This window comes from Kitasatospora sp. NPDC004615, from assembly GCF_042873545.1.
In the GTDB taxonomy this organism is placed as follows: domain Bacteria; phylum Actinomycetota; class Actinomycetes; order Streptomycetales; family Streptomycetaceae; genus Kitasatospora.
Window position 1 is genome coordinate 391,853 of sequence record NZ_JBIALQ010000002.1, and the last position, 22,981, is coordinate 414,833.

The window sequence follows — 22,981 nt, forward strand, 5'->3', positions numbered from 1 at the left end:
GTTGCCGCAGCCGACATGTGAACAGCCGATGTCCCCGGGGCCGTTCGGCCCGCCGCACGCCGCACGCGCCGCCGTACGGCGGCCCAACCCGCCCCATACGCAGCGGACGGCCCAGTCGGCCCGGCCGCGAATCCGGAGCAGAGCAGCATTGAGCAGCCGCGAATCTGACAACGCCCACCCGCAGCCCCGCCGCGGCGGCCCCGACGCGTACCCGTCGGGCACCCCGCCGTACGGCACCGGCCTGCCCGGTGGACTTCCGGACCCCGCCGCCGCACGGACCGCTCCCGGCGCCCGCGCCGACGAGGCCGACGGGCCGAAGACGGAGACCACGCTGACCACCCGGATCCGGATCAACATCCCCGGCTCCCGGCCGATCCCGCCGGTCGTGGTGCAGAGCAAGGTCAAGGACGAGAAGCCCGCCGAGCCGGCCGGCCCGCGCCACCGCGGCGGGGCCGGCGGCGACCCGGTGCTCGGCGTGATGGACGCCGGCGCCGGCCGCGGCACGGCCACCCCGCCGAAGCTGCCGCCGGAGTGGCAGGAGCCCGCCGCGCCCAAGGCCTCCGAGTCGGAGTCCACCGGCGAGTGGTTCAAGCCCCGGCAGAAGAGCCGTCAGGAGCCCGCCCCGGCTCCCGCGCCGGCCGCCCCCGCGGCCCCGGTGGCGGGCGGCCCGGCCGGCGGCCCGCAGGCCGCGCCGCGCCCGTCCGGCGCCCCGGCCTCGCCGTTCGCCCCCGCCGCCGAGCCGTCGCAGCAGCAGGCGCCGGTGCCCGGGCAGCAGCGGCCGATGGCCGCTCAGGACCCGTACGCGGCCGAGCAGCAGCCCGAGCAGCACCACCAGCAGCAGCCAATGGCCGCTCAGGACCCCTTCGCGGGCCGTCCGCGGGCCGCCACGCCGCAGCGCCGGCAGCAGCAGGCGCCGCAGGGCGAGCCGTTCGCCGCCGCCCAGGACCCGTACGCCGGTGCCCAGGAGCCGTACGCCGCTCAGGAGCCGTACGCCGGTGCCCAGGAGCCGTACGCCGCCCAGGAGCCGTACGCCGCCCAGGAGCCGCAGGGCGAGCCCTTCGCGGGCCCCCAGGACCCGTTCGCCGCCGAGGCCCCGGGCGCGGCCCGGCCGCAGCGCGGTGGCGTGCCGGGCGGCCAGGGCGCCCCGGCCCCGTTCCCCGGTGGCCAGGACCCGTTCGCGGCCGAGCCGGCCGCCGCCCAGGGCCCGGGCGCGGAGCCGGAGGACACCCAGATCGGCGGCTTCGACCCGATCACCGGCGAGGAGTCGCCCCGGGGCGGTGCGATAGCCGCTGACCCGCCGACCACCCAGCTGTTCCTGAACGCCCCGAAGACGCCGTCCGGTCCGGCCGCGGCCGACCCCTTCGCCGCCGACCGGCCCCGTCCGGCGAACGGCAACGGCAACGGCGGCGGCAACGGCGGCAACGGCGGCGGCCGGTTCGCCGACCTGCCCGAGGCGCAGCCGTTCCCCGGCGGGCCGCGGGCGGCGACGCCCAGGCGCGACCTGTCGAACGACCAGCCGCCGGTGGAGCCGGAGGAGGCCGAGAAGCCCGCCCCGAAGAAGCCGGCCGCCAAGAAGTCCGGTGGCGGCAAGGCCAAGAAGCTCATGGTGACGGGCGTCGCCGGCCTGGTGTTCCTGGGCGCGGCGGCGTACGGCGCGGGCCTGATGATGAATCAGTCCGACATTCCCAAGGGCATCACGGTGCTGGGCACCGACATCGGCGGCGACTCCCGCGACCAGGCGGTGACGGCGCTGGACGGTTCGGTCGGCAAGGCCGGGCAGCAGCCGCTGCGGCTGAAGATCGGTGAGCAGTCGGTGACCCTGGACCCGGCCAGTGCCGGTCTGAGCTTCGACACCACGGCGACCGTGGACGGGCTGACCAAGCACAGCTACAACCCGGTCGAGGTGCTTTCCTCGCTGACCGGCAGCAGCAAGGCGGTCGAGCCGCAGGTGCGGGTGGACAAGGCGAAGCTGAAGGCGGCGCTGGACGACCTGGCCTCGAAGTCCGGGCAGGGCCTGCAGGAGGGCTACGTCAAGTTCACCGAGGCGGGCGCGGGCGCCGCCGTCGTGGTGCCGGGCAAGGCCGGACAGGGCCTGGACTCCTCGTCGGCCGCCGACAAGGTCGAGCAGTCCTACCGGGACCGGGCGGCCGGCAAGCCGGACGCCGAGGTGGCGCTGCCGCTGACCGACGCCAAGCCGAAGGTCGGTCAGGACGCCCTGCAGGCCGCCGCGGACAGCATCGGCAAGCAGGTGCTGAACGGCCAGATCACCATCTCCGCGGGCACCAAGCAGTTCAACTTCGGCAAGAGCACCGCGGCGAAGGCGCTGACGCTGGTGCCGGACGCCTCCGGCAACGTCGTCCTGAAGTGGGACCTGGACGAACTGACCAAGGCCCTCGGCACCACCTTCGACAAGGTGAAGATCACCAAGGCCGGCCAGTCCTCGGCGATCACCGCGCAGGACGTGGCGGACGCGGTCGGCCAGACCATCGCCAAGACGGGCCGGGACCGGGCGTACAAGTTCGCCGGCTGACCCGCCGTCAACACCCGCGCCGGGCCGGGGCTCCACCGTCGGAGCCCCGGCCTTCGGCATGCTGGCGGATCCTCGCCAGTGGCGTCCCAGAACGGGACGAAACGGGCGGCGGGCGGGGTGGCCGCGCCGCGTTATCAAGACTTGATCGACCGCTGGTCGACAACTTGTCGTACCGATACGCAAGATGTGCCGCGTGCCGAGACCCTCCGCCCCGCGAAGCCGCCGCGCCCTCGCCCTGACCGCCTCGGTGGCGGTACTGTCCTTCGCGCTGTGCTCCTGCGCTTCGAAGAGCGGGTCGGACGACGGCGGATCCAGGGTTCCGACGGGCGGCGACGCCCCCCGGATGACGCAGCAGGCGCTGAACGCGAAGCCGCGCACGGCACTGCGTCAGGGCGGCACCCTGAACTGGGCGATCGACCAGTACTCCGGCCAGTGGAACCCGATCCAGGCGGACGGCCCCGAGGTCTCCACCAACGACGTGGCCAAGGCGCTGCTGCCGACCTTCTGGCGCTCCGACGCGGGCGGCATGCAGACCCCCAACCCGGCCTACCTGACCGACGCCACGAGCGAACTGCGGCAGGGCAAGCAGACCGTGGTGTGGACGCTCAACCCGAAGGCCCACTGGTCCGACGGCACCCCGATCACCTGGCGCGACCTGCAGGCCGACTGGCAGGCGCTGAACGGCCAGGACCCGGCGTACCGGACCGCCTTCAGCAACGGCTTCGACCAGGTGGAGAGCGTGGTCCGCGGCCAGGACGACCACCAGGCCGTGATGACCTTCCGGGAGCCGTACTCGGAGTGGCAGGCGATGTTCAACAACGCCGGCAACGCCCCGCTGCTGCCCGCGAAGTACATCGCCACGCCAGAGCTGTTCAACACCTCCTTCAAGGGACGCTTCCCGGTCACCGCCGGTCCGTTCAAGGTGGAGAAGATGGACCCGGAGGCGCGCACCGTCACGGTGGTCGCCGACCCGGACTGGTGGGGCGACAAGCCGCTGCTGGACCGGATCGTCTTCAAGGCGATCGACACCGGGAAGATGCCGCAGGCGTTCGCCGCCGGCACGGTCGACTACTACAACAACGGGCCCAACGCCGAGGGCTACCGGATCATCGGGTCCACCCCTGGCGGGGAGGCCCGCCGGGCCGGCGGTCCGAACCTGCGGCACCTGGTGCTGAACGGCCGCAGCCCGCTGCTGGCCGACCCGAAGCTCCGGCAGGCGCTGGTCCGGGCGATCGACCGGGCGGAGATCACCCGCACCGACCTGGCCGGCCTGGACTGGCCGTACGTGCCGATGAACAACCACTTCCTGGTGCCGTCCCAGCACGGCTACCAGGACAACTCGAGCGGCCTGAGCCGCTTCGACCCCGACGCCGCGAAGGCGTCCCTGGACTCGCTGGGCTGGAAGCTCGGGCCCTCGGGCGTCCGCACGAAGGACGGCAAGGAGCTGACGCTGCGGTTCGTGGCGCCGGCCGACAACAACCTGGCCGCCAACGAGAGCGCGCTGGTCACCCGGATGCTGGGACAGGTCGGGGTGAAGGTGACGGTGCAGACCGTGCCGGCCGGTGAGTTCTTCGACGGCTACGTGTACAAGCACGACTTCGACCTGACCGCGTTCGCGCTGATGGGCACCCCCTTCCCGGTCTCCAACTCGATCAGCACCTTCCAGCAGGACTCCGGCTCCAACTGGTCCCAGGTGGGCACCAAGGCGCTCGACCGGGCCATGGCGGACGCCGCCAAGGCCGACAGCGTGGACGACCGGACGACGGCGCTCAACCGGGCCGACGCCGAGGCGTGGGAGGTGGCCGGCATGGTTCCGCTGTACCAGCGCCCGGCCATTTACGGCGTCCGGAAGAACCTCGCCAACCTCGGCGCGGCCGGGCTCGGCGACCTCGTCTACGAGAACATCGGGCTGCTGAAGTAACGCCCGCGCGGCGAAGTCCCGCCAATGGCGAGAAATTGCCAGGCGGTCGACGCCGGGCCTGCCGCCCGAATTGGGTGACCCCTACCCATGAATTCGCTCCGGCATGCCCGAAAACGCAGGTGTCCGATTATCGGACACTCAATTGCCGAGCCCAATTCCACCGAATAACACCAAAACGGACACGGGGTCTACGCGCGTCGCAAGATCGGCCCGCTGAACTCGCTGTCCAGATAGCGGACCTGACAGTTCATCGTTACGGACACGTGAACGAGCCTTGATCACGTTTGTCCGGTTTTGACCGTCTCGATCGGAGGCTGTCAAGAGTTCAGGAACTACAAAGTGGTTGACATTCCAGCACGAAGCAGGAAATGGGCCCCTGACAACTGAGGAACTCTTGACGTTCGATAAACGACTTGCAAGAGTCCATTCATCCAAGTTCTTACTCCTTGCTTCTGCACGGACCACGGTCGGGAGCTTTAGCACCATGACGACGCCTACTGGGGCCACGACGGACGGGGACACCCCCGGGTCCACGTCGGACCTCGCGGACAACGCCTCGGCCGACGCGCCCGCCGAACCCGGCTTCCGCGGCCTCTCTCCCGGGAAGCTGATGTGGCGCCGCTTCCTCCGTGACCGCACCGGCGTAGTGAGCGCCTGCGTGGTGCTGTTCTTCATCCTGGTGGCGATCTTCGCGCCGCTCATCTCGATGATCTACGGCAACGACGCGCAGACCCACTACGGCCAGGACGACCCGACCCTGCTGACCGACTCCGGTCTTCCGGTGGCCCCCAACGGCGGCATGAGCGGTGACTTCTGGTTCGGCCTGGAGCCGGGCCTCGGCCGGGACATCATGATGCAGCTGGTCTACGGCATCCGTACCTCGCTGATCATCGCCTTCGCCACCTCGATCCTGACCACCGTGATCGGTGTCGCGCTCGGCATCGCGGCCGGCTACCTGGGCGGAAAGGCCGACTTCTTCATCGGCCGCGTCATCGACGTGCTCATGTCGTTCCCGTCGCAGATCTTCCTGATCGCCACCATGCCGGTGGTCACCAGCCTGCTGGTGAGCAAGAACGAGAAGGTCCCGGAGTGGCTGCCGTTCGTCGCGGTGACCATCGTGCTGTCGCTGCTCGGCTGGATGGGCCTGGCCCGCATCCTGCGCGGTACCGCGCTGGCGCTGCGCGAGCGGGAGTTCATCGAGGCCGCCAAGGTCACCGGTGCCTCTCCGATGCGGATCATCTTCAAGGAGATCCTGCCCAACCTGTGGACCCCGATCCTGGTTCAGGCCACCCTCGCGCTCCCGGCGTTCGTCACCGCCGAAGCCGGCCTGTCCTACCTCGGTGTGGGCGTCAGCGAGCCGGTCCCCGACTGGGGCCGGATGATCGCCGACGCGGCGAACTACCTGCGGACCGACGTCACCTTCCTGCTCTTCCCGGGCCTTGCCATGGTGATCTTCGTTCTCGCCTTCAACCTGCTCGGCGACTCCGTCCGGGACGCCTTCGACCCGAAGGCCAACCGCTAGCAGGTCCTCAAGACTCCGGGGGGATGGGAAAGCCAGCCCCGGGCACCCCACTGCACATAGTCACTACACCTACCCCAGGCAGGATGAAGATGAGTTCTCGCAAGTCGCGGCTCGCTGCAGCCATCATGGTCGCCGGGGCCCTGACCGTCACCACGGCGTGCTCCAGTGGCCACTCCAACAACGACCCGAAGGCGAGCGGCTCGAAGGACCCGGTTGCCGCCACCACGATCTCCGTCGGCACCGCCGAGGACTCGAAGGGTCCGGCCATCCCCGAGCCCGGCGCGAAGAAGGGCGGCACGGTCAACATGATCGACCGCGACGACTTCTCGCACCTGGACCCGGCCATGGTCTACATGAACTACAACGCCGAGGCCTCGCTGCTGTTCACCCGTCAGCTGACGGGCTACAAGACCGCCGCGGACGGCTCGCAGAAGCTGGTCGGCGACCTGGCCACCGACACCGGCACCACCACCGACGGTGGCAAGACCTGGAAGTTCACGCTGAAGGACGGCGTGAAGTGGCAGGACGGTGCGCCGATCACCTCGGCCGACATCAAGTACTCGATCGAGCGCACCTACGCCTCGTTCATCAAGGGTGGCCCGACCTACATCCAGCAGTGGATCTCGGGTGACAACTACCGCGCCGCCTACACCGGTCCGTACGACGGCAAGGAACTCGACGCGATCACCACCCCGGATGACAAGACCGTCATCATCGCGTTCCAGGACGTCCACCCGGACGCCAACTTCACCCTGGCCATGACCGGCTACGGTGCCGTGCCGAAGGCCCACGACACCAAGGAGGAGTACGACAAGAAGCCGTTCTCCTCGGGCCCGTACCAGATCACCGAGCACGTCACCGACCGCTCGCTGGACCTGGAGCGCAACCCGAACTGGGACGGCGCCACCGACCCGATCCGGAACGCGTACCCGGACAAGTGGCACATGACCTTCGGTGTCCAGACCCAGCAGTCCACCGAGCGCTTCATGGCGGACAACGGCGACGACAAGAACACCTTCACCTTCCACAACACGGTCAACCCGACCTACGTGGACAAGGTCAAGGGCGACGAGAAGCTGAAGTCCCGCACGCTCGAGGGTCTGACCCCGTACGTGGACTACTACTACATCAACAACAGCCGCATCAAGGACCAGAAGGTCCGCGAGGCGCTGGTCAAGGCGTTCCCGCACCAGCAGACCCGCCAGCTGCAGGGCGGCACCTCCTACGGTGACTACGCCACCTCGTACATGAGCCCGACCGTCCTCGGCTTCGAGTCGTACGACCCGTTCGACATCAAGAAGAAGCCGCAGGGCGACATCGAGGCGGCCAAGAAGCTGCTGACCGAGGCGAACGCCCAGGGCCAGACCATCGTCTACGCCTACAACAACACCCCGATCCAGCAGAAGGTCACCGAGGCCATCCGCACCAACCTCGAGGCCGCCGGCTTCAAGTTCGTGCCGCACCCGCTGGACTCGAAGACCTACTACGACGCGATCCAGCAGGTCAACAACGAGTTCGACCTGTACTGGGGTGGATGGGGCGCCGACTGGCCGACCGGTTACACCTCGCTGCAGCCGGTGTGGGACGGCCGCATGATCGCCGACGGTGGTCAGAACTACGCCCACGTGAACGACCCGGAGATCAACGCCGCCATGGACGCGGCGGTCAAGATCGCCGACCCGATCGCCCAGGGCAAGGCGTGGGCCGCGATCGACAAGAAGCTGCAGGACAAGGCGTACTCGATCCCGGACGTGTACCAGCGTTCGCTGAGCCTGTACGGCTCGGGCCTCGGCGGCGTCAAGTTCGACACCCTGGCCGGCCTGCAGTCGCCGCTCAACATCTACGTCAAGTAGTAGTCATCACCGAGCAGTAGCTCACGGTGGGGCACCGGCACGACCTGCCGGTGCCCCTCCCCGATCAGGAGAGCCCGTCCGATGCTCCGATTCCTCGTCCGCCGATCACTCGGCGCTCTCGTCATTCTGGTGATCGTCTCGATGGTCACCTATGCGCTGTTCTTCGCGATCCCGGCGGACCCGGCGCGGCTCTACTGCGGCAAGATCTGCACGCCCGAGAACCTCGCCCTGATCAGGCACGACATGGGCTTCGACAAGTCCCTGCCGGTCCAGTACTGGAACTGGCTGAGCGCCATCTTCACCGGTGGCACCTACAACAACGTGGCCTGCTCCGCCCCGTGCTTCGGCTACTCCTTCGACAAGAAGGAACTGGTCGGCAGCATCCTGGCGGACCGCTTCCCGACCACCCTGTCGCTGACCGCCGGCTCCGCCGTGATCTTCCTGATCTTCGGCATCGGCACCGGCATGCTGGCCGCCCACAAGCAGGGCAAGCCGGCCGACAAGATCGCCAGTGCCGCCTCGCTGATCGTCTCCTCGATGCAGATCTACGTGGCCGGTCCGCTCGCGCTGGTCGCCCTGGTCTACAGCACCGACCTGCTGGACCAGCCCACCTACGTGCCGATCACCCAGGACCCGGTCGGCTGGTTCACCGGCCTGCTGGTCCCGTGGATCGTCCTGTCGCTGATCTGGACGGCCAACTACACCCGTATGACCCGCTCCTCGATGGTCGAGCAGCTGTCCGAGGACTTCGTGCGGACGGCGCGCGCCAAGGGCATGTCCGGTACCTCGGTCTTCATGCGCTACGCCTGGCGCGGCGCGATGGGCACCATCGTCACCGTCTTCGGCATCGACCTCGGCGTCCTGCTCGGCGGCGCGATCATCACCGAGACCACCTTCAGCCTGCACGGCCTGGGTGAGCTGGCGATCCACTCCTTCAACGACTCCGACCTCTCGCTGCTGGTCGGCGTCACCGTGGTGGCCGCCACGCTGATCGTGTTCTTCAACATCATCGTCGACGCCGCCTACGCCCTGATCGACCCGCGCATCCGCCTGGCCTGACCGGCCGCACCCCAGGCCGACCCAGCAGTCCCGACCTCACGTACCGCACCGAGGAGCCCAGTCCATGACCACCCAGGCCAAGCCCGAGGAGGCCTCGTCCGCCGGCAGCGGCGGCGACAAGCCGTTCCTCTCAGTCCGCGACCTCTCGGTCCGTTTCAGCACCGAGGACGGCGTGGTCCGGGCCGTGGACAACCTCTCCTTCGACGTGTCCCCGGGCAGCACGCTCGGCATCGTCGGTGAGTCCGGCTCCGGCAAGTCGGTGACCAACCTGGCCGTGCTGGGCCTGCACAACCCGGACCGGACCGACATCACCGGCTCGATCAAGCTGGACGGCCAGGAGCTGGTCGGCGCGTCCAACCGCGAGCTGGAGAAGCTCCGCGGCAAGACCATGTCGATGATCTTCCAGGACCCGCTGACCGCGCTGTCGCCGTACCACACCATCGGCAAGCAGATCGGCGAGACGTTCCGCAAGCACACCGGTGCCTCCAAGAAGGAGTCCCGGGACCGGGCCATCGAGATGCTGACCCGGGTCGGCATCCCGCAGCCCACCACCCGGGTCGACGACTACCCGCACCAGTTCTCCGGCGGTATGCGCCAGCGCGCGATGATCGCCATGTCGCTGGTCTGCGACCCCAAGCTGGTGATCGCCGACGAGCCGACCACCGCGCTGGACGTCACCGTCCAGGCCCAGATCCTCGACCTGCTGAAGGACCTTCAGCAGGAGATGGGCACCGCGATCATCCTGATCACCCACGACCTGGGCGTGGTGGCGCGCACCGCGCAGAACATCATGGTGATGTACGCGGGCCGGGCCGTGGAGCGCGGCACCGTCCGCGAGGTCCTGAAGGCCCCGCAGCACCCCTACACCTGGGGCCTGCTGTCCTCGATGCCGAGCCTGACCGGCGACGTGGACCTGCCGCTGCGTCCGGTCCGCGGCACCCCGCCGAGCCTGATCAACCTGCCGACCGGCTGCCCGTTCAACCCGCGCTGCGACTTCGTCGAGCAGGTCATCGGCGGCGGCTGCACCTCGGAGCGCCCGCCGCTCGCCCCGGCCACCGGGCACGCCGCTGCCTGCCACCTGAGCGCGGCGAAGCGGCAGGACATCTTCATCGACCAGATCAAGCCGCGGCTCGGCTGAGAGGGACATCATGAGCAACGAACTGACCCTCGAAAAGCCGGGCGGCGCCGCCACCGGTTCCGGTGACCCGCTGCTGACCATCAAGGGCGTGCAGAAGCACTTCCCGGTGATGGACGGCTTCCTGTTCAAGCGCCAGGTCGGCGCGGTGCACGCGGTGGACGGCGTGGACCTGGAGGTCTACGGCAGCGAGTCGGTCGGCCTGGTCGGCGAGTCCGGCTGCGGCAAGTCGACCCTCGGCCGGCTGGTGACCCGCCTGCTGGAGCCGACCGGCGGCGAGATCCGCTACAACGGCCAGGACATCACGCACGCCTCCCGCAAGGAGCTGGCGCCGATCCGGTCCGAGATCCAGATGATCTTCCAGGACCCGTACTCCTCGCTGAACCCGCGGCACACCGTCGGCACGATCATCGGCGCCCCGATGGAGATCAACGGGATCAACCCGAAGGGCGGCATCCAGCGCCGGGTGCAGGAGCTGCTGGAGACCGTCGGTCTCAACCCGGAGCACTACAACCGCTTCCCGCACGAGTTCTCCGGCGGCCAGCGCCAGCGCATCGGCGTGGCCCGCGCGCTGTCGCTGAACCCGAAGCTGATCGTCGCGGACGAGCCGGTCTCGGCGCTGGACGTCTCCATCCAGGCGCAGGTCGTCAACCTGCTCCAGGAGCTGCAGCGCGAGCTGGGCATCGCCTTCCTGTTCATCGCCCACGACCTGTCGGTGGTGCGCCACTTCTCGCAGCGCGTCGCGGTCATGTACCTCGGCAAGATCGTCGAGATCGCCGACCGCAAGTCGCTGTACGAGTCGCCCCGCCACCCGTACACCCACGCGCTGCTGTCCGCCGTGCCCGAGGCCGACCCGGACGACAACCGCGAGCGGATCCGGCTGACCGGTGACGTCCCGTCGCCGCTCAACCCGCCGTCGGGCTGCCGCTTCCGCACCCGCTGCTGGAAGGCGCAGGAGAAGTGCTCCGTGGAGGAGCCGCCGCTGATCCAGCTGTCCGGCAACGTCGCAGGTCACCTGACCGCGTGCCACTTCCCGGAGGACGGCTCGACGGCCGCCGTTCCGGAGCAGCGCGCCTGATCCCGCGTCACGCCCGAAGAGGGCCCCCACCGCTCGGTGGGGGCCCTCTTCGTGTCAGGTGTTCTCGCGTTCGGCGGCGAAGTGGCAGGCCGAGTCGTGCCGGGCCCGGCCCTCCAGCCACTCCCGGACGGTCAGCGCCGGGTCCTCCCGCTCGCACCGCTCCTGGGCCTTCCAGCACCGGGTGCGGAACCGGCACCCGGACGGCGGGTTGGCCGGCGAGGGCACGTCCCCGATCAGCACGATCCGGTCCCGGGACTCCCGCGCGGTCGGATCGGGCACCGGGACGGCGGACAGCAGCGCCTGGGTGTACGGGTGGGTGGCGTGGTCGTAGATCTCCAGGTCGGTGCCGATCTCCACCATCCGCCCGAGGTACATCACGCCGACGCGGTCGGAGATGTGCCGGACGATCGACAGGTCGTGCGCGATGAACATGTAGGACAGCTCGAACTCACTCTGGAGCTGTTCCAGCAGGTTGATCACCTGCGCCTGCACCGACACGTCCAGTGCCGAGACCGGCTCGTCGCAGATGATGATCTCCGGCTTCAGCGCCAGACCGCGGGCGATGCCGATGCGCTGACGCTGGCCGCCGGAGAACTGGTGCGGGTACCGGTTGATGTACTCCGGGTTGAGACCGACCACGTCCAGCAGATCCTGAACGGCCTTGCGGCGGTCGCCCTTCGGAGCCACCTCGGGGTGGATCTCGAACGGCTCCCCGATGATGTCGCCGACCGTCATTCGCGGGTTCAGCGAGGTGTACGGGTCCTGGAACACCATCTGGATGTTGCGCCGCACCGCCTTCAGCGCGGAGCCCGACAGGCGCGAGATCTCCTCGCCCTTGTACTTCACCGACCCGCCGGACGCGGGCTCCAGGTTCATCAGCACCTTGGCCAGCGTGGACTTGCCGCAGCCGGACTCGCCGACGATGCCGAGCGTCTCCCCCTGCATCAGGTCGAAGGACACGCCGTCGACGGCCTTGACCGCGCCGATCTGCTTCTTGAGCAGGACGCCCTGGGTCAGCGGGAAGTGCTTGACCAGGTTCCGCACCTCCAGGATGGGTTCGCCGCGCCGCACCTCCTGGGCGAACGCGACCTCCTCGGGGGTGATCGCCCCGAACGGTGTGGCGCCGTCAGCTGTCATGGAGGGTCTCCTTCCAGAAGAAGCACGCGCTGCCCCGCCCGGCCAGCGGCGTCCCGTCGTCCTCGGTCACCTGCGCCAGCGGCGGCACCTCCTGTCGGCACACCTCCTGCGCCCGCGGGCAGCGCGGGTTGAACGCGCAGCCGGCCGGGATCCGCAGCAGGTTGGGCGGCAGGCCCTTGATCGCGTAGAGCTCCTGGCCCTTCTGGTCGAGACGCGGAATGGAGTCCAGCAGGCCGCGGGTGTACGGGTGCGCGGGGCTGGCGTACAGGTCGTGCACGGGGGCGGTCTCGACGATCCGGCCCGCGTACATGACGGCGATCTTGTCGGCGACGTCGGCGACCACACCGAGGTCGTGGGTGATCAGGATCAGACCCATGTGGTACTCGGCCTGGAGTTCGGCCAGCAGGTCCATCACCTGCGCCTGGACGGTGACGTCCAGCGCCGTGGTCGGCTCGTCCGCGATGATCAGGTCCGGCTCCAGGGCCAGCGCCATCGCGATCATGATGCGCTGCCGCATGCCGCCGGAGAACTGGTGCGGGTAGTCGTCCACCCGCTCCGCGGCGGCGGGGATCCGCACCCGGTCCATCAGTTCGACGGCCTTGGCCCTGGCGTCCTTCCGGTTGCTGCCGCGGTGCGCCCGGTACATCTCGCCGAGCTGGTAGCCGACGGAGAGCACCGGGTTCAGCGAGGACAGCGCGTCCTGGAAGATCATCGCGATCTTCTGCCCGCGGATCTTCCGGCGCTCGTCCTTGGACATCTTCAGCATGTCCCGGCCACGAAACAGGATCTCCCCCTTGGGGATACTGGCCGGCGGCATGTCGAGGATGCCCATGACGGCCTGCGCGGTGACGGACTTTCCGGAGCCGGACTCGCCCAGCACGGCGAGCGTCTCACCCGCGCTGACGCTGTAGTTGACGCCGTTGACGGCCCGGACGACGCCGTCGCGGGTCTTGAACTCGACGTGCAGGTCCTTCACGTCCAGCAGCGGGCCGGTGTACGGCTCCTCGCGGGCCGGGCGGGCCTGGTCGGCGGCGGTGGTCATGTGCCTCTCCCCTCGCTCAGCGCAGCTTCGGATCGAGGGCGTCGCGCACCGCGTCGCCCAGCATGATGAAGGCCAGCACGGTGATGGAGAGCGCCGCGGCCGGGAAGAACAGCACGAACGGCGCCTGCCGGATCACCTTCTGCGCGGAGGAGATGTCCACGCCCCAGGAGATGGTCGGGTCCTGCAGGCCGATGCCGAGGAAGCTCAGCGTCGCCTCCGCCGTGATGTACCCGCCCAGCGCGATGGTGGCGACCACGATCACCGGGGCGATCGCGTTCGGCAGGATGTGCCGGAACATCAGCCGCCCCGTCCCGGCGCCCAGTGCCCGCCCGGCCACCACGTAGTCCGACTGCTTGACGGTGATCACCGACCCGCGCATCACGCGCGCCAGTTGGGTCCAGCCGAGGAAGGCCAGCGCGATCACCACCGACCACACGTTGCGGGTGGCGAACGCGTTCAGCAGCACCAGGGCGCCGAGCAGCAGCGGGATGCCGAAGAAGATGTCGGTGACCCGGGACAGCACCGCGTCGACGCTGCCGCCGAAGTACCCGGCGACCATCCCGGTCAGGCCGCCCAGCAGGGTGACCGCCAGGGTGACGCAGATGCCGACCGTGATCGACGCCCGCGCCCCGTAGATCACCCGGGCGTAGATGGACCGGCCCTGCCCGTCGTAGCCGAACCAGCCGGCCCCGAAGAAGTCCGTCCAGTTCGGCCGGCGCAGGTAGTTGTGGAGCAGGTCGGAGGCCCGTGGATCGGTGCTGGTGAACAGCTGCGGGAAGATCGCGATCAGGATCAGCAGCACGATCAGCGCCGCCGAGACCAGGAAGATCGGCCGCCGCCGCAGATCCCGCCAGGCGTCGCCCCACAGGCTGCGGGCCTGCTCCCGCTTGCCGGGGTCCGGTTCGATCAGCGAGTCCCGCTCCACCGCCAGGCCCTGCTGGCCGACGTAGTCCAGGTGGTCGCTGTCGGTGGGGTTGATGTTCCGCAGCGGATCGTGGTCGTCCGGGAGGGACTCGTTGCGGTCAGGCATAACGGATCCTCGGGTCCAGGACGGCGTACAGCAGGTCGACGATCAGGCTGGCGAGCAGGTACACCATCACCAGCACCGTGACGATGCCGACCACCGTCGGGCCTTCCTTCTGGTTGATCGCCCGGTAGAGGACGTTGCCGACACCGGTGATGTTGAAGATGCCCTCGATGACGATCGCGCCGCCCATCAGCGCGCCCAGGTCGGTACCCAGGAACGTCACCACCGGGATCAGCGAGTTGCGCAGCAGGTGCCGCCCGACGATGGTCCGCCGCGGCAGGCCCTTGGCCACCGCTGTGCGCATGTAGTCGGCGCGCAGGTTCTCGCCGATCGAGGTCCGGGTCAGCCGGGCCACGTACGCCAGCGACAGCGAGGCCAGCACCAGGCCGGGCAGGATCAACTGGGTGATGTCCCGGGAGTCCTGGACCGTCGCCGTCACCCAGCCCAGGTTGATCGCGAACACCGTCTGCGCGATGTACCCGAGCACGAACACCGGGATCGAGATCACGATCAGGGTCAGCAGCAGCACCGCGGTGTCCGCGACGCTTCCCCGCTTCAGGCCGGCGATCAGGCCCAGCGGCAGGCCGATCACGATCTCGAAGAAGAACGCGACCAGCGCGAGCCGGATGGTGACCGGGAAGGCGTCCTTCATGATCTCGGAGACCGGGCGGCCGGTGAAACTGGTGCCGAAGTCCAGGTGGAAGATGTTGTTCATGTAGTGCAGGTACTGCTTCCACAGCGGCTGGTCGAGGTAGTACTGGTGCTTCAGGTGGGCCACGGTCGCCGGGTCGGCCGCCTTGTCGCCGAACATCGCCGCGATCGGGTCGCCCGGCAGGCTGTACACCATCAGGAAGATCAGCAGCGTGGCCCCGAAGAACACCGGGATCATCTGGAGCACGCGCCGCAGGACGTAATGACCCATGGGAGCCCTCCCTCCGAGGGGGTGACCGGTGTGGCCCCGCCCTCCGTGCGGGGAGGGCGGGGCCGGCGCCGGACGGGATCAGCTCTTGACCTCGACCTGGGTCCAGGCCGGGTTGCCGAAGGAGTCGAACGACACGTTCTGCACCTTGTTGGAGTAGCCGGAGTTCGTCCGGTAGTACCAGAGCGGGATGGCCGGCATGTCCGTCGCCAGCTGCGCCTCGGCCTGCTGGTAGCCGGTCGCGGTGTCCTGGATCGACGCGGCCTTGTCGGCCTCCGTGGCGAGCTTGTCGAACTCCGGGCTGGAGTAGCCGGTGTCGTTCGAGGCCGCGCCGGTGCGGTACACGTCCGCCAGGAAATTCGCGTTCAACGGGTAGTCCTGCACCCAGCCGGTCCGGAACATGCCGTTGATCTGGTGCCCGGTGATCGCCGCCCGGGCGGTCTTGAAGTCGGTCTTCGGGTCACCGGCGCAGTTCACCCCGGTCGTCTGCCGGATCGAGTTGCAGACCGCGTCCACCCACTCCTTGTGACCGCCGTCCGCGTTGTAGGTGATCTTCAGCGAGTTCCCGGGGACGCCACCGCCCTCCTGGATCAGTTGCTTCGCCTTGTCCGGGTTGTACGTGCAGAAGTCCCCGCACGTCCCCGCCTTGTAGCCCTCCACCCCCTCCGCGACCCACGCCGACGCCGGCGCCCGCGAACCCTGGAGCACCGTTCTGGTGATGGTGTTCCGGTCGATCGCCATCGACAGTCCCTGCCGGACCTTGGCCTTGTCCGCCCCTTGCCACTCCGGCTGGTACAGCGTGAACCCGACGTTCTGGATCCCACCCTGCGGAGCGTCGATCGCCCGAGAGCCCAGATCTCCCTTGTAGTTCGCCAGTGCCGACGGCGGCACCTGGTCCATCACGTCCAGGTTGTTCGACTGCAGGTCCGCGTAGGCCGCCTCCGCGTTGGTGTACATCTTGAACACCACGCCGCCGTTCTTCGGCTTGTCCACCCCCTGGTAGTTGGCGAACGTCTTGGTGACCACCTGCGAGTTGTGGTCCCAACTCACGAACTCGTAGGGCCCGTTGCCCACCGGCTTCTGCCCGTAGCCCGCCGGGTCCTGGTAGAACCCCTCCGGAAGCGGCGAAAAGGCCACGTACCCCAGCTTGTACGGGAAGTACGAGACCTTGTGGTTCAGCTTGATCGTGAAGTGCGTCCCGTCCTGGACGGTCAGCCCCGACATGGTGTCCGCCGTCGGACTGCCGCTCTCCGGGTGGACGTCCGGGTAGCCCTGAATGTCCTCGAACCACGAACTGTTGATCTGGTTGTTCTTGGTGTTCGCCGCCCAGTTCCACGCGTCCACGAAGCTCTTCGCCGTCACCGGCGTCCCGTCGTGGAACGTCCAACCCGACTTCAGCGCCACGGTGTACGTCTGCGCGTCAGTGGTGTCGATGGTGTCCGCGACCTGGTTGCGCAGCTTCCCGGTGGCGGGGTCGTAGTCCACCAGGCCCTTGAACAGGTTCTGCACGATGCGCCCGCCACCAACCTCGTTGGCGTTCGCCGGCTGCAACGGATTCTGCGGCTCGGAGCCCTGGTACGTGAACGTCTTGGCGGCATCCGACGGACCGTTGCTCGAACTGCCGCCACCACCACAACCCGTGGCCATCAGGGCCACGGACGTCGCACTGACCACGGCCCGGCGCACACGGGTGCCTGAAGGCATGGAGCTTCCTCCTCAAGGGTGCATGACGCATCTCACCTCATGAGAAGTGCCGCCGAGCGGTCACGCGACCACAGCGCAGCCGGACGGAGCACACCAGGGAGAGCACAACCAGGGGCGCGAGGAACTGCGCGAAGCGGAAGGCACCCACCAGCAAGATCGCGTCGCGGGCAATGACTTGCCGTTGATCGCGACCCGGCTGATGGGTGCCTGGTTACTCGTGCCCGTGGTTGTGCGCTACGCCGCCGCGACCTCGCGCTCCGCAGCGAAGTGGCACGCCGACTCGTGCTTGGCCTCGCCGGTCAGCAGCTCCGGAACGGCCAGCAGCGGCAGCTCCGTGGAGCAGCGCTCCTCCGCCTTCCAGCACCGGGTGCGGAACCGGCAGCCGGACGGCGGGTTCGCCGGGGACGGGATGTCGCCGGTGAGGATGATCCGCTCGCGGCTCTCGCGGCCGGTCGGGTCGGGCACCGGGACGGCGGACAGCAGCGCCTGGGTGTAGGGGTGGGTGGCGTGCTCGTAGATCTCGGCATCGGTGCCGATCTCGACGATCTTGCCGAGGTACATCACGCCGACGCGGTCGGAGATGTGCCGGACGATCGACAGGTCGTGCGCGATGAACATGTAGGACAGCTCGAACTCGCTCTGGAGCTGTTCCAGCAGGTTGATCACCTGGGCCTGCACCGACACGTCCAGCGCGGAGACCGGCTCGTCGCAGATGATGATCTCCGGCTTCAGCGCCAGACCGCGGGCGATGCCGATGCGCTGACGCTGGCCGCCGGAGAACTGGTGCGGGTACCGGTTGATGTACTCGGGGTTGAGACCGACCACGTCCAGCAGATCCTGAACGGCCTTGCGGCGGTCGCCCTTCGGAGCCACCTCGGGGTGGATCTCGAACGGCTCCCCGATGATGTCGCCGACCGTCATCCGCGGGTTCAGCGAGGTGTACGGGTCCTGGAACACCATCTGGATGTTGCGCCGCACCGCCTTCAAAGCAGAGCCCGACAGGCGCGAAATGTCCTCGCCCTTGTAGAGGACCTGGCCGGCGGTCGCCCGCTCCAGGTTCATCAGGACCTTGGCGAGGGTGGACTTGCCGCAGCCGGACTCGCCGACGATGCCGAGGGTCTCGCCCTTGTCGAGGGTGAAGGAGACGCCGTCGACGGCCTTGACCGCGCCGACCTGCTTCTTGAAGAGGACGCCCTGGGTGAGCGGGTAGTGCTTGACCAGGTCGCGGACCTCCAGGATGGGCTCAGCCATGGAGGGTCTCCTTCCAGAAGTGGCAGGCGCTCTTGCGGCCGGCGAGCTCGGCCCCGTCCCGGTCGGTGACCTGGTGCAGGGCGGGGATCTCGGTGCGGCACAGGTCGGTGGCCACGTCGCAGCGCGGGTTGAACGCGCAGCCGGCCGGGACCTTGTAGAGGTTGGGCGGCAGGCCCTTGATCGCGTAGAGCTCCTCGCCCTTCTGGTCGAGGCTCGGGATCGACCGGAGCAGGCCCTTGGTGTAGGGGTGCGCGGGGCTGGCGTACAGGTCGTGCACGGGGGCGGTCTCGACGATCCGGCCCGCGTACATGACGGCGATCTTGTCCGCGACGTCGGCGACCACACCGAGGTCGTGGGTGATCAGGATCAGACCCATGTGGTACTCGGCCTGGAGCTCGGCCAGCAGGTCCATCACCTGCGCCTGGACGGTGACGTCCAGCGCGGTGGTGGGCTCGTCCGCGATGATCAGGTCCGGCTCGAGGGCCAGCGCCATCGCGATCATGATGCGCTGGCGCATGCCGCCGGAGAACTGGTGCGGGTAGTCGTTCACCCGCTGCGCGGCGGCGGGGATGCGGACCCGGTCCATCAGTTCGATGGCCTTGGCCTTGGCCTCCTTGCGGGAGGCGCCCTCGTGGACGCGGAACATCTCGCCGAGCTGGTAGCCGACGGAGAGCACCGGGTTCAGCGAGGACAGCGCGTCCTGGAAGATCATCGCGATCTTGCGGCCGCGGATCTTCCGGCGTTCCTCGTTCGACATCTTGAGCATGTCCCGGCCGCGGAACATGATCTCGCCGGCGGTTACCCGGCCGGGCGGCATGTCGAGGATGCCCATGATGGTCTGCGCGGTGACGGACTTGCCGGAGCCGGACTCGCCGAGCACGGCGAGGGTCTCGCCGGCGGCGACCGAGTAGTTGACGCCGTTGACGGCCTTGGCGATGCCGTCCCGGGTCTTGAACTCGACGTGCAGGTCGCGGACTTCGAGCAGCGGGGTGCCGGGGACCAGGCGGTCCTTGGTGGCAGTGGTCTTCTCGGGTGCGGTGGTCATGATGCGGGCCGCCTCTCTCAGCGCAGCTTCGGGTCGAGGGCGTCGCGCACCGCGTCGCCGAGCATGATGAACGCCAGCACGGTGATGCTGAGCATGCCGGCCGGGAAGAACAGCGCGAACGGCGCGGTACGGAGGACCTTCTGGGCCGAGTTGATGTCGATGCCCCAGGAGATGGTCGGGTCCTGCAGGCCGATGCCGAGGAAGCTCAGCGTGGCCTCGGTGGCGATGTATCCGCCGAGCGCGATGGTGGCGACCACGATCACCGGGGCGATCGCGTTCGGCAGGATGTGCTTGAGCATGATCCGGCCGGTGCCGGCACCGAGCGCCTTGGCGGCGGTCACGTAGTCCGACTGCTTGACGGTGATCACCGAGCCGCGCATCACGCGGGTCATCTGGGTCCAGCCGAGGGCGACCAGGGCGAAGACCACCGACCAGACGGTGCGGGTGGTGAAGGCGTTCAGCACGACCAGCGCGCCGAGCAGCAGCGGGATGCCGAAGAACATGTCGGTGACCCGGGAGATCACCGCGTCGACCCAGCCGCCGTAGTAGCCGGCGACCATGCCGGCCAGGCCGCCGAGAATGGTGACGCCGGCGGTGACGCAGATGCCGACCACCACGGAGGCGCGGGCGCCGTAGATCATCCGGGCGTAGATGGACCGGCCCTGGCCGTCGTAGCCGAACCAGTCCGCCTGGAAGAAGTGCAGGTAGTTCGGCTTGCTCAGGTAGTGCAGGCGCAGGTCGCCGGCCCGCGGGTCCACCGAGGTGAACAGGCTGGGGGCGATCGCGAAGGCGATCAGCAGCACGATCAGCGCCGCCGAGATGATGAAGATCGGCCGCTTGCGCAGGTCGTGCCAGGCGTCCGAGCCGAGGCTGCGGGGCTTCTCCGGCTTGGGCTCGGCGGAGCCCTGCGCCGGGGCGGTCTTCTCGATCAGGTCAGGCATACCGGATCCTCGGGTCCAGGACCGCGTAGAGCAGGTCGACGATCAGGCTGGCGGCCAGGTACACCAGCACCAGCACGACGACGAAACCGGAGACGGTCGCGCCCTCGTTGAGGTTGATGGCGTGGTACAGCGCGTTGCCGACGCCCTTGACGTTGAAGATGCCCTCGGTGACGATCGCGCCGCCCATCAGGGCGCCGAGGTCGGTGCCCAGGAAGGTCACCACCGGGATCATCGAGTTGCGCAGCAGGTGGGTACCGATGACCTTGCGCCGGGGCAGGCCCTTGGCGATCGCGGTGCGCATGTAGTCCGACTTGATGTTCTCCGCGATGGAGGTGCGGGTCAGTCGGGCGACGTACGCGAGGGACAGCGAGCCGAGCACGATGGCGGGCAGCATCAGCTGGCCGAGGTTCATCGAGTCCTGAACGGTCGGGGTGATCCACTTGAGCTGGATCGCGAAGACGTTCTGGAAGATGAAGCCGAGCACCGGGACCGGGATCGAGATCAGCAGCAGGGTGAACACCAGGGTGCTCTTGTCGAACGCCTTGCCGCGGCGCAGGCCGGCCAGCAGGCCGATGCCGACGCCGACCACCAGCTCGAAGAGGAAGGCCAGCAGCGCCAGTCGGATGGTGACCGGAAGGGCCTCACCGATGACGTCGACGACCTTGCGGCCGGACAGGGTCTCACCGAAGTTTCCCCGGAACAGGTCCCCCATGTAGTTGAGGTACTGCTGGCCGATGGAGACGTCGAGTCCCATCCGGTGCTTGAACGCCGCCAGCTGTGCGGGGTCGGCGGCCTTGTCTCCCCACATGGCCGCCGCCGGGTCGCCGGGCAGCATGCGGGTCATGAAGAAAATGATCGTGACCGTGCCCAGGAACACCGGGATCATCTGGAGCAGTCGCCTAGCGACAAAGCGCCCCATCGTGCCTCCAATTTACTGCTCTGACGGGCCGTCATCCCGATCAGAGTTCTTGGCGTGACAACGGCCGGTGCCGGTCCGCCCGGTGGGGCGGGGACGGACACCGGCCGTGTCGGTTCGAGCCGCGCGGTGCCGGCTCGGTTACTTCTGCTTGACCTCGACCTGGGTGAACACCGGGTCGCCGAACGAGTCGTACTTCACGTTCTGCACGTTCTTCGAGTAACCGGTGGTGGTCTTGTAGTACCAGAGCGGGATGGCCGGCATGTCCTTGGCCAGCTGGGCCTCGGCCTGCTGGTACAGGGCGGCGGTCTCCTCGACGGTGGTGGCCTTGTCCGCCGCGGCGGCCAGCTTGTCGAACTCCGGGCTGGAGTAGCCGGCGTCGTTGGCGTCGGCGCCGGTGCCGTACACGTCGCGCAGGAAGTTGGCGTTCAGCGGGTAGTCCTGCTGCCAGCCGGTCCGCATCAGACCGTCGACCTTCTTGCCCTTGATCAGGTCACGGGCGCTCTTCATGTCGGGCTTCGGGTCGCCGACGCACTCCACGCCGGTGGCCTGGCGGATGGAGTTGCAGACCGCGTCCACCCAGTCCTTGTGGCCGCCGTCGGAGTTGTACAGCACGGTGATCTTGTTGCCGGGGACGCCGCCGCCCTCGGCGATCAGCTGCTTGGCCTTCGCCGGGTTGTAGGTGCAGGCCTCGCCGCAGGTGTTGTCCTTGTAGCCCATGGCGCCCGGGGCGACCCAGGTGTTGGCGGGCTGGCGGGAGCCGTTGAGCACCGTCTTGGTGATGGTGTCGCGGTCGATCGCCATCGACAGGCCCTGCCGGACCTTGGCCTTGTCCTGGCCCTTCCAGGAGTCCTGGTAGAGCGAGAAGGACAGCGCCTGGATGGAGCCCTGCGGCTGGTCGACGGCCCGGTCGCCCAGGTCGCTCTTGTAGGAGGCGAGGTCGCTCGGGTCGACCTGGTCCAGCACGTCCAGGTTGTCGGAGACCAGGTCCTTGTACGCGGCCTCGGGCTGCGAGTAGCTCTTGAAGACGACGCCGCCGTTCTTCGGCTTGTCGACGCCCGCGTAGTTGTCGTAGGCGGCGAGGGTGATCGCCTTGTTGTGCTCCCACGAGACGAACTTGTAGGGGCCGTTGCCGATCGGCGCCTGACCGTACTTCGCCGGGTCGGTGTAGAACACCTTCGGCAGCGGCGCGAAGGCGGTGTAGCCGAGCTTGTACTGGAAGTACGACACCGGGCCGGTCAGCGCGATGGTGAAGTGGGTGTCGTCGACGACCTTCAGGCCGGACATGGTGTCGGCGGTCGGGTCGCCCTTGGCCGGGTGGACCGCGTCGTAGCCCTGGATGTCGGAGAACCAGTTGGAGTTGATCTGGTTGTTCTTGACGTTGGCGGACCAGTTCCAGGCGTCCACGAAGGACTGCGCGGTCACCGGGGTGCCGTCGTGGAAGGTCCAGCCGGACTTCAGGGTGACGGTGTAGTTCTGCGCGTCGGTGGTCTCGATCTTGTCGGCGACCTGGTTGCGCAGCTGGCCGTTGCTGGGGTCGTAGTCCACCAGACCCTTGAACAGGTTCTTGATGACGCGACCGCCGCCGACCTCCATGGCGTTGGCGGGCTGGAGCGGGTTCTGCGGCTCGGTGCTCTGGTAGCTGAACGTGCCCTGAGCGTTGGCCGGCCCGGAAGCGCCGTCCGAAGAGCCGCTGCCGCAAGCAGTGGCGGCGAGGGCGACCGCGACGGCCGCGACAACCCACTTGGCCTGGCTGGCACCGCGCATGGGTGTGCCTCCTGAAATCGTGTTACAGATCGCTCGCGGCCTGGCGCGCACCCCTGCGCAGGAGCCTCGACCCGAGCTCGACTGCACCCACTATCGGTCACCCTTGGATACGGAATTGACCAATCCAGATTTCA

The 22,981-nt window shown here is 68.5% G+C and carries 17 protein-coding genes; 7 read left to right on the forward strand and 10 right to left on the reverse strand.

Annotated features, from left to right (window positions below; genetic code table 11):
• Nucleotides 1-148 precede the first annotated feature (148 nt).
• From ACFYS8_RS08660 to ACFYS8_RS08690, 7 genes are all read left to right on the forward strand, one after another.
• Nucleotides 149-2,530: a hypothetical protein gene (locus tag ACFYS8_RS08660; protein WP_387637687.1), complete on the forward strand. Its 2,382-nt coding sequence runs from the start codon at nucleotides 149-151 to the stop codon at nucleotides 2,528-2,530.
• 193 nt (nucleotides 2,531-2,723) lie between these two features.
• The gene (locus ACFYS8_RS08665) at nucleotides 2,724-4,451 is read left to right on the forward strand and encodes an ABC transporter family substrate-binding protein (RefSeq protein ID WP_387637690.1); all 1,728 of its coding nucleotides are present in this window, start codon (nucleotides 2,724-2,726) and stop codon (nucleotides 4,449-4,451) included.
• A 484-nt stretch (nucleotides 4,452-4,935) separates the two neighbouring features.
• Nucleotides 4,936-5,973, forward strand: coding sequence for an ABC transporter permease (locus ACFYS8_RS08670; protein ID WP_387637692.1), 1,038 nt, complete (start codon nucleotides 4,936-4,938; stop codon nucleotides 5,971-5,973).
• 89 nt (nucleotides 5,974-6,062) lie between these two features.
• On the forward strand, nucleotides 6,063-7,826 hold the full coding sequence (locus ACFYS8_RS08675) for an ABC transporter substrate-binding protein (protein ID WP_387637694.1): 1,764 nt from the start codon (nucleotides 6,063-6,065) through the stop codon (nucleotides 7,824-7,826).
• An 81-nt stretch (nucleotides 7,827-7,907) separates the two neighbouring features.
• Nucleotides 7,908-8,885, forward strand: a complete 978-nt coding sequence (locus ACFYS8_RS08680; protein ID WP_387637697.1) for an ABC transporter permease — start codon at nucleotides 7,908-7,910, stop codon at nucleotides 8,883-8,885.
• A 64-nt stretch (nucleotides 8,886-8,949) separates the two neighbouring features.
• Nucleotides 8,950-10,023, forward strand: a complete 1,074-nt coding sequence (locus ACFYS8_RS08685; RefSeq protein WP_387637700.1) for an ABC transporter ATP-binding protein — start codon at nucleotides 8,950-8,952, stop codon at nucleotides 10,021-10,023.
• Between the two features lie 10 nt (nucleotides 10,024-10,033).
• Complete coding sequence (locus ACFYS8_RS08690; RefSeq protein ID WP_387637702.1) at nucleotides 10,034-11,098, forward strand: ABC transporter ATP-binding protein; 1,065 nt, start codon at nucleotides 10,034-10,036, stop codon at nucleotides 11,096-11,098.
• Nucleotides 11,099-11,152: 54 nt separating this feature from the next.
• Here the strand turns inward: ACFYS8_RS08690 and ACFYS8_RS08695 are convergent, their stop codons facing one another.
• The 10 genes from ACFYS8_RS08695 to ACFYS8_RS08740 form a co-directional block, all read right to left on the reverse strand.
• A complete protein-coding gene (locus tag ACFYS8_RS08695) occupies nucleotides 11,153-12,235 on the reverse strand; it encodes an ABC transporter ATP-binding protein (RefSeq protein ID WP_387637705.1) in 1,083 nt (360 codons plus the stop codon).
• Nucleotides 12,225-13,277 (reverse strand): ABC transporter ATP-binding protein, encoded by a 1,053-nt coding sequence (locus ACFYS8_RS08700; RefSeq protein WP_387637708.1) that lies wholly within the window; start codon nucleotides 13,275-13,277, stop codon nucleotides 12,225-12,227. Before ACFYS8_RS08700 ends, ACFYS8_RS08695 begins: the two co-directional genes overlap by 11 nt.
• Nucleotides 13,278-13,293: 16 nt before the next feature.
• Nucleotides 13,294-14,307, reverse strand: coding sequence for an ABC transporter permease (locus ACFYS8_RS08705; RefSeq protein ID WP_387637711.1), 1,014 nt, complete (start codon nucleotides 14,305-14,307; stop codon nucleotides 13,294-13,296).
• Nucleotides 14,300-15,226, reverse strand: a complete 927-nt coding sequence (locus tag ACFYS8_RS08710; protein WP_387637714.1) for an ABC transporter permease — start codon at nucleotides 15,224-15,226, stop codon at nucleotides 14,300-14,302. The genes ACFYS8_RS08705 and ACFYS8_RS08710 overlap by 8 nt, the downstream gene beginning before the upstream one ends.
• A gap of 78 nt (nucleotides 15,227-15,304) precedes the next feature.
• Entirely contained in the window at nucleotides 15,305-16,927 is a 1,623-nt protein-coding gene (locus ACFYS8_RS08715; RefSeq protein ID WP_387637716.1) for an ABC transporter substrate-binding protein, read from the reverse strand.
• A 234-nt stretch (nucleotides 16,928-17,161) separates the two neighbouring features.
• A complete protein-coding gene (locus tag ACFYS8_RS08720; RefSeq protein WP_387637719.1) occupies nucleotides 17,162-18,178 on the reverse strand; it encodes an ABC transporter ATP-binding protein in 1,017 nt (338 codons plus the stop codon).
• Nucleotides 18,171-19,223, reverse strand: coding sequence for an ABC transporter ATP-binding protein (locus tag ACFYS8_RS08725; RefSeq protein ID WP_387637722.1), 1,053 nt, complete (start codon nucleotides 19,221-19,223; stop codon nucleotides 18,171-18,173). The genes ACFYS8_RS08720 and ACFYS8_RS08725 overlap by 8 nt, the downstream gene beginning before the upstream one ends.
• Nucleotides 19,224-19,240: 17 nt before the next feature.
• Nucleotides 19,241-20,164: an ABC transporter permease gene (locus ACFYS8_RS08730; protein WP_387637725.1), complete on the reverse strand. Its 924-nt coding sequence runs from the start codon at nucleotides 20,162-20,164 to the stop codon at nucleotides 19,241-19,243.
• On the reverse strand, nucleotides 20,157-21,083 hold the full coding sequence (locus ACFYS8_RS08735) for an ABC transporter permease (RefSeq protein ID WP_387637728.1): 927 nt from the start codon (nucleotides 21,081-21,083) through the stop codon (nucleotides 20,157-20,159). The genes ACFYS8_RS08730 and ACFYS8_RS08735 overlap by 8 nt, the downstream gene beginning before the upstream one ends.
• 138 nt (nucleotides 21,084-21,221) lie before the next feature.
• Nucleotides 21,222-22,847, reverse strand: coding sequence for an ABC transporter substrate-binding protein (locus ACFYS8_RS08740; protein WP_387637730.1), 1,626 nt, complete (start codon nucleotides 22,845-22,847; stop codon nucleotides 21,222-21,224).
• Nucleotides 22,848-22,981: the final 134 nt, after the last annotated feature.

Excerpts from the sequence above, each read along its gene's own strand:
- ACFYS8_RS08670 (WP_387637692.1), top strand. The coding sequence starts at position 4,936 with ATGACGACGCCTACTGGGGCCACGACGGACGGGGACACCCCCGGGTCC.
- ACFYS8_RS08675 (WP_387637694.1), top strand. The coding sequence starts at position 6,063 with ATGAGTTCTCGCAAGTCGCGGCTCGCTGCAGCCATCATGGTCGCCGGG.
- ACFYS8_RS08680 (WP_387637697.1), top strand. The coding sequence starts at position 7,908 with ATGCTCCGATTCCTCGTCCGCCGATCACTCGGCGCTCTCGTCATTCTG.
- ACFYS8_RS08685 (WP_387637700.1), top strand. The coding sequence starts at position 8,950 with ATGACCACCCAGGCCAAGCCCGAGGAGGCCTCGTCCGCCGGCAGCGGC.
- ACFYS8_RS08690 (WP_387637702.1), top strand. The coding sequence starts at position 10,034 with ATGAGCAACGAACTGACCCTCGAAAAGCCGGGCGGCGCCGCCACCGGT.
- ACFYS8_RS08695 (WP_387637705.1), bottom strand. The coding sequence starts at position 12,235 with ATGACAGCTGACGGCGCCACACCGTTCGGGGCGATCACCCCCGAGGAG.
- ACFYS8_RS08700 (WP_387637708.1), bottom strand. The coding sequence starts at position 13,277 with ATGACCACCGCCGCCGACCAGGCCCGCCCGGCCCGCGAGGAGCCGTAC.
- ACFYS8_RS08705 (WP_387637711.1), bottom strand. The coding sequence starts at position 14,307 with ATGCCTGACCGCAACGAGTCCCTCCCGGACGACCACGATCCGCTGCGG.
- ACFYS8_RS08710 (WP_387637714.1), bottom strand. The coding sequence starts at position 15,226 with ATGGGTCATTACGTCCTGCGGCGCGTGCTCCAGATGATCCCGGTGTTC.
- ACFYS8_RS08715 (WP_387637716.1), bottom strand. The coding sequence starts at position 16,927 with ATGCCTTCAGGCACCCGTGTGCGCCGGGCCGTGGTCAGTGCGACGTCC.
- ACFYS8_RS08720 (WP_387637719.1), bottom strand. The coding sequence starts at position 18,178 with ATGGCTGAGCCCATCCTGGAGGTCCGCGACCTGGTCAAGCACTACCCG.
- ACFYS8_RS08725 (WP_387637722.1), bottom strand. The coding sequence starts at position 19,223 with ATGACCACCGCACCCGAGAAGACCACTGCCACCAAGGACCGCCTGGTC.
- ACFYS8_RS08730 (WP_387637725.1), bottom strand. The coding sequence starts at position 20,164 with ATGCCTGACCTGATCGAGAAGACCGCCCCGGCGCAGGGCTCCGCCGAG.
- ACFYS8_RS08735 (WP_387637728.1), bottom strand. The coding sequence starts at position 21,083 with ATGGGGCGCTTTGTCGCTAGGCGACTGCTCCAGATGATCCCGGTGTTC.
- ACFYS8_RS08740 (WP_387637730.1), bottom strand. The coding sequence starts at position 22,847 with ATGCGCGGTGCCAGCCAGGCCAAGTGGGTTGTCGCGGCCGTCGCGGTC.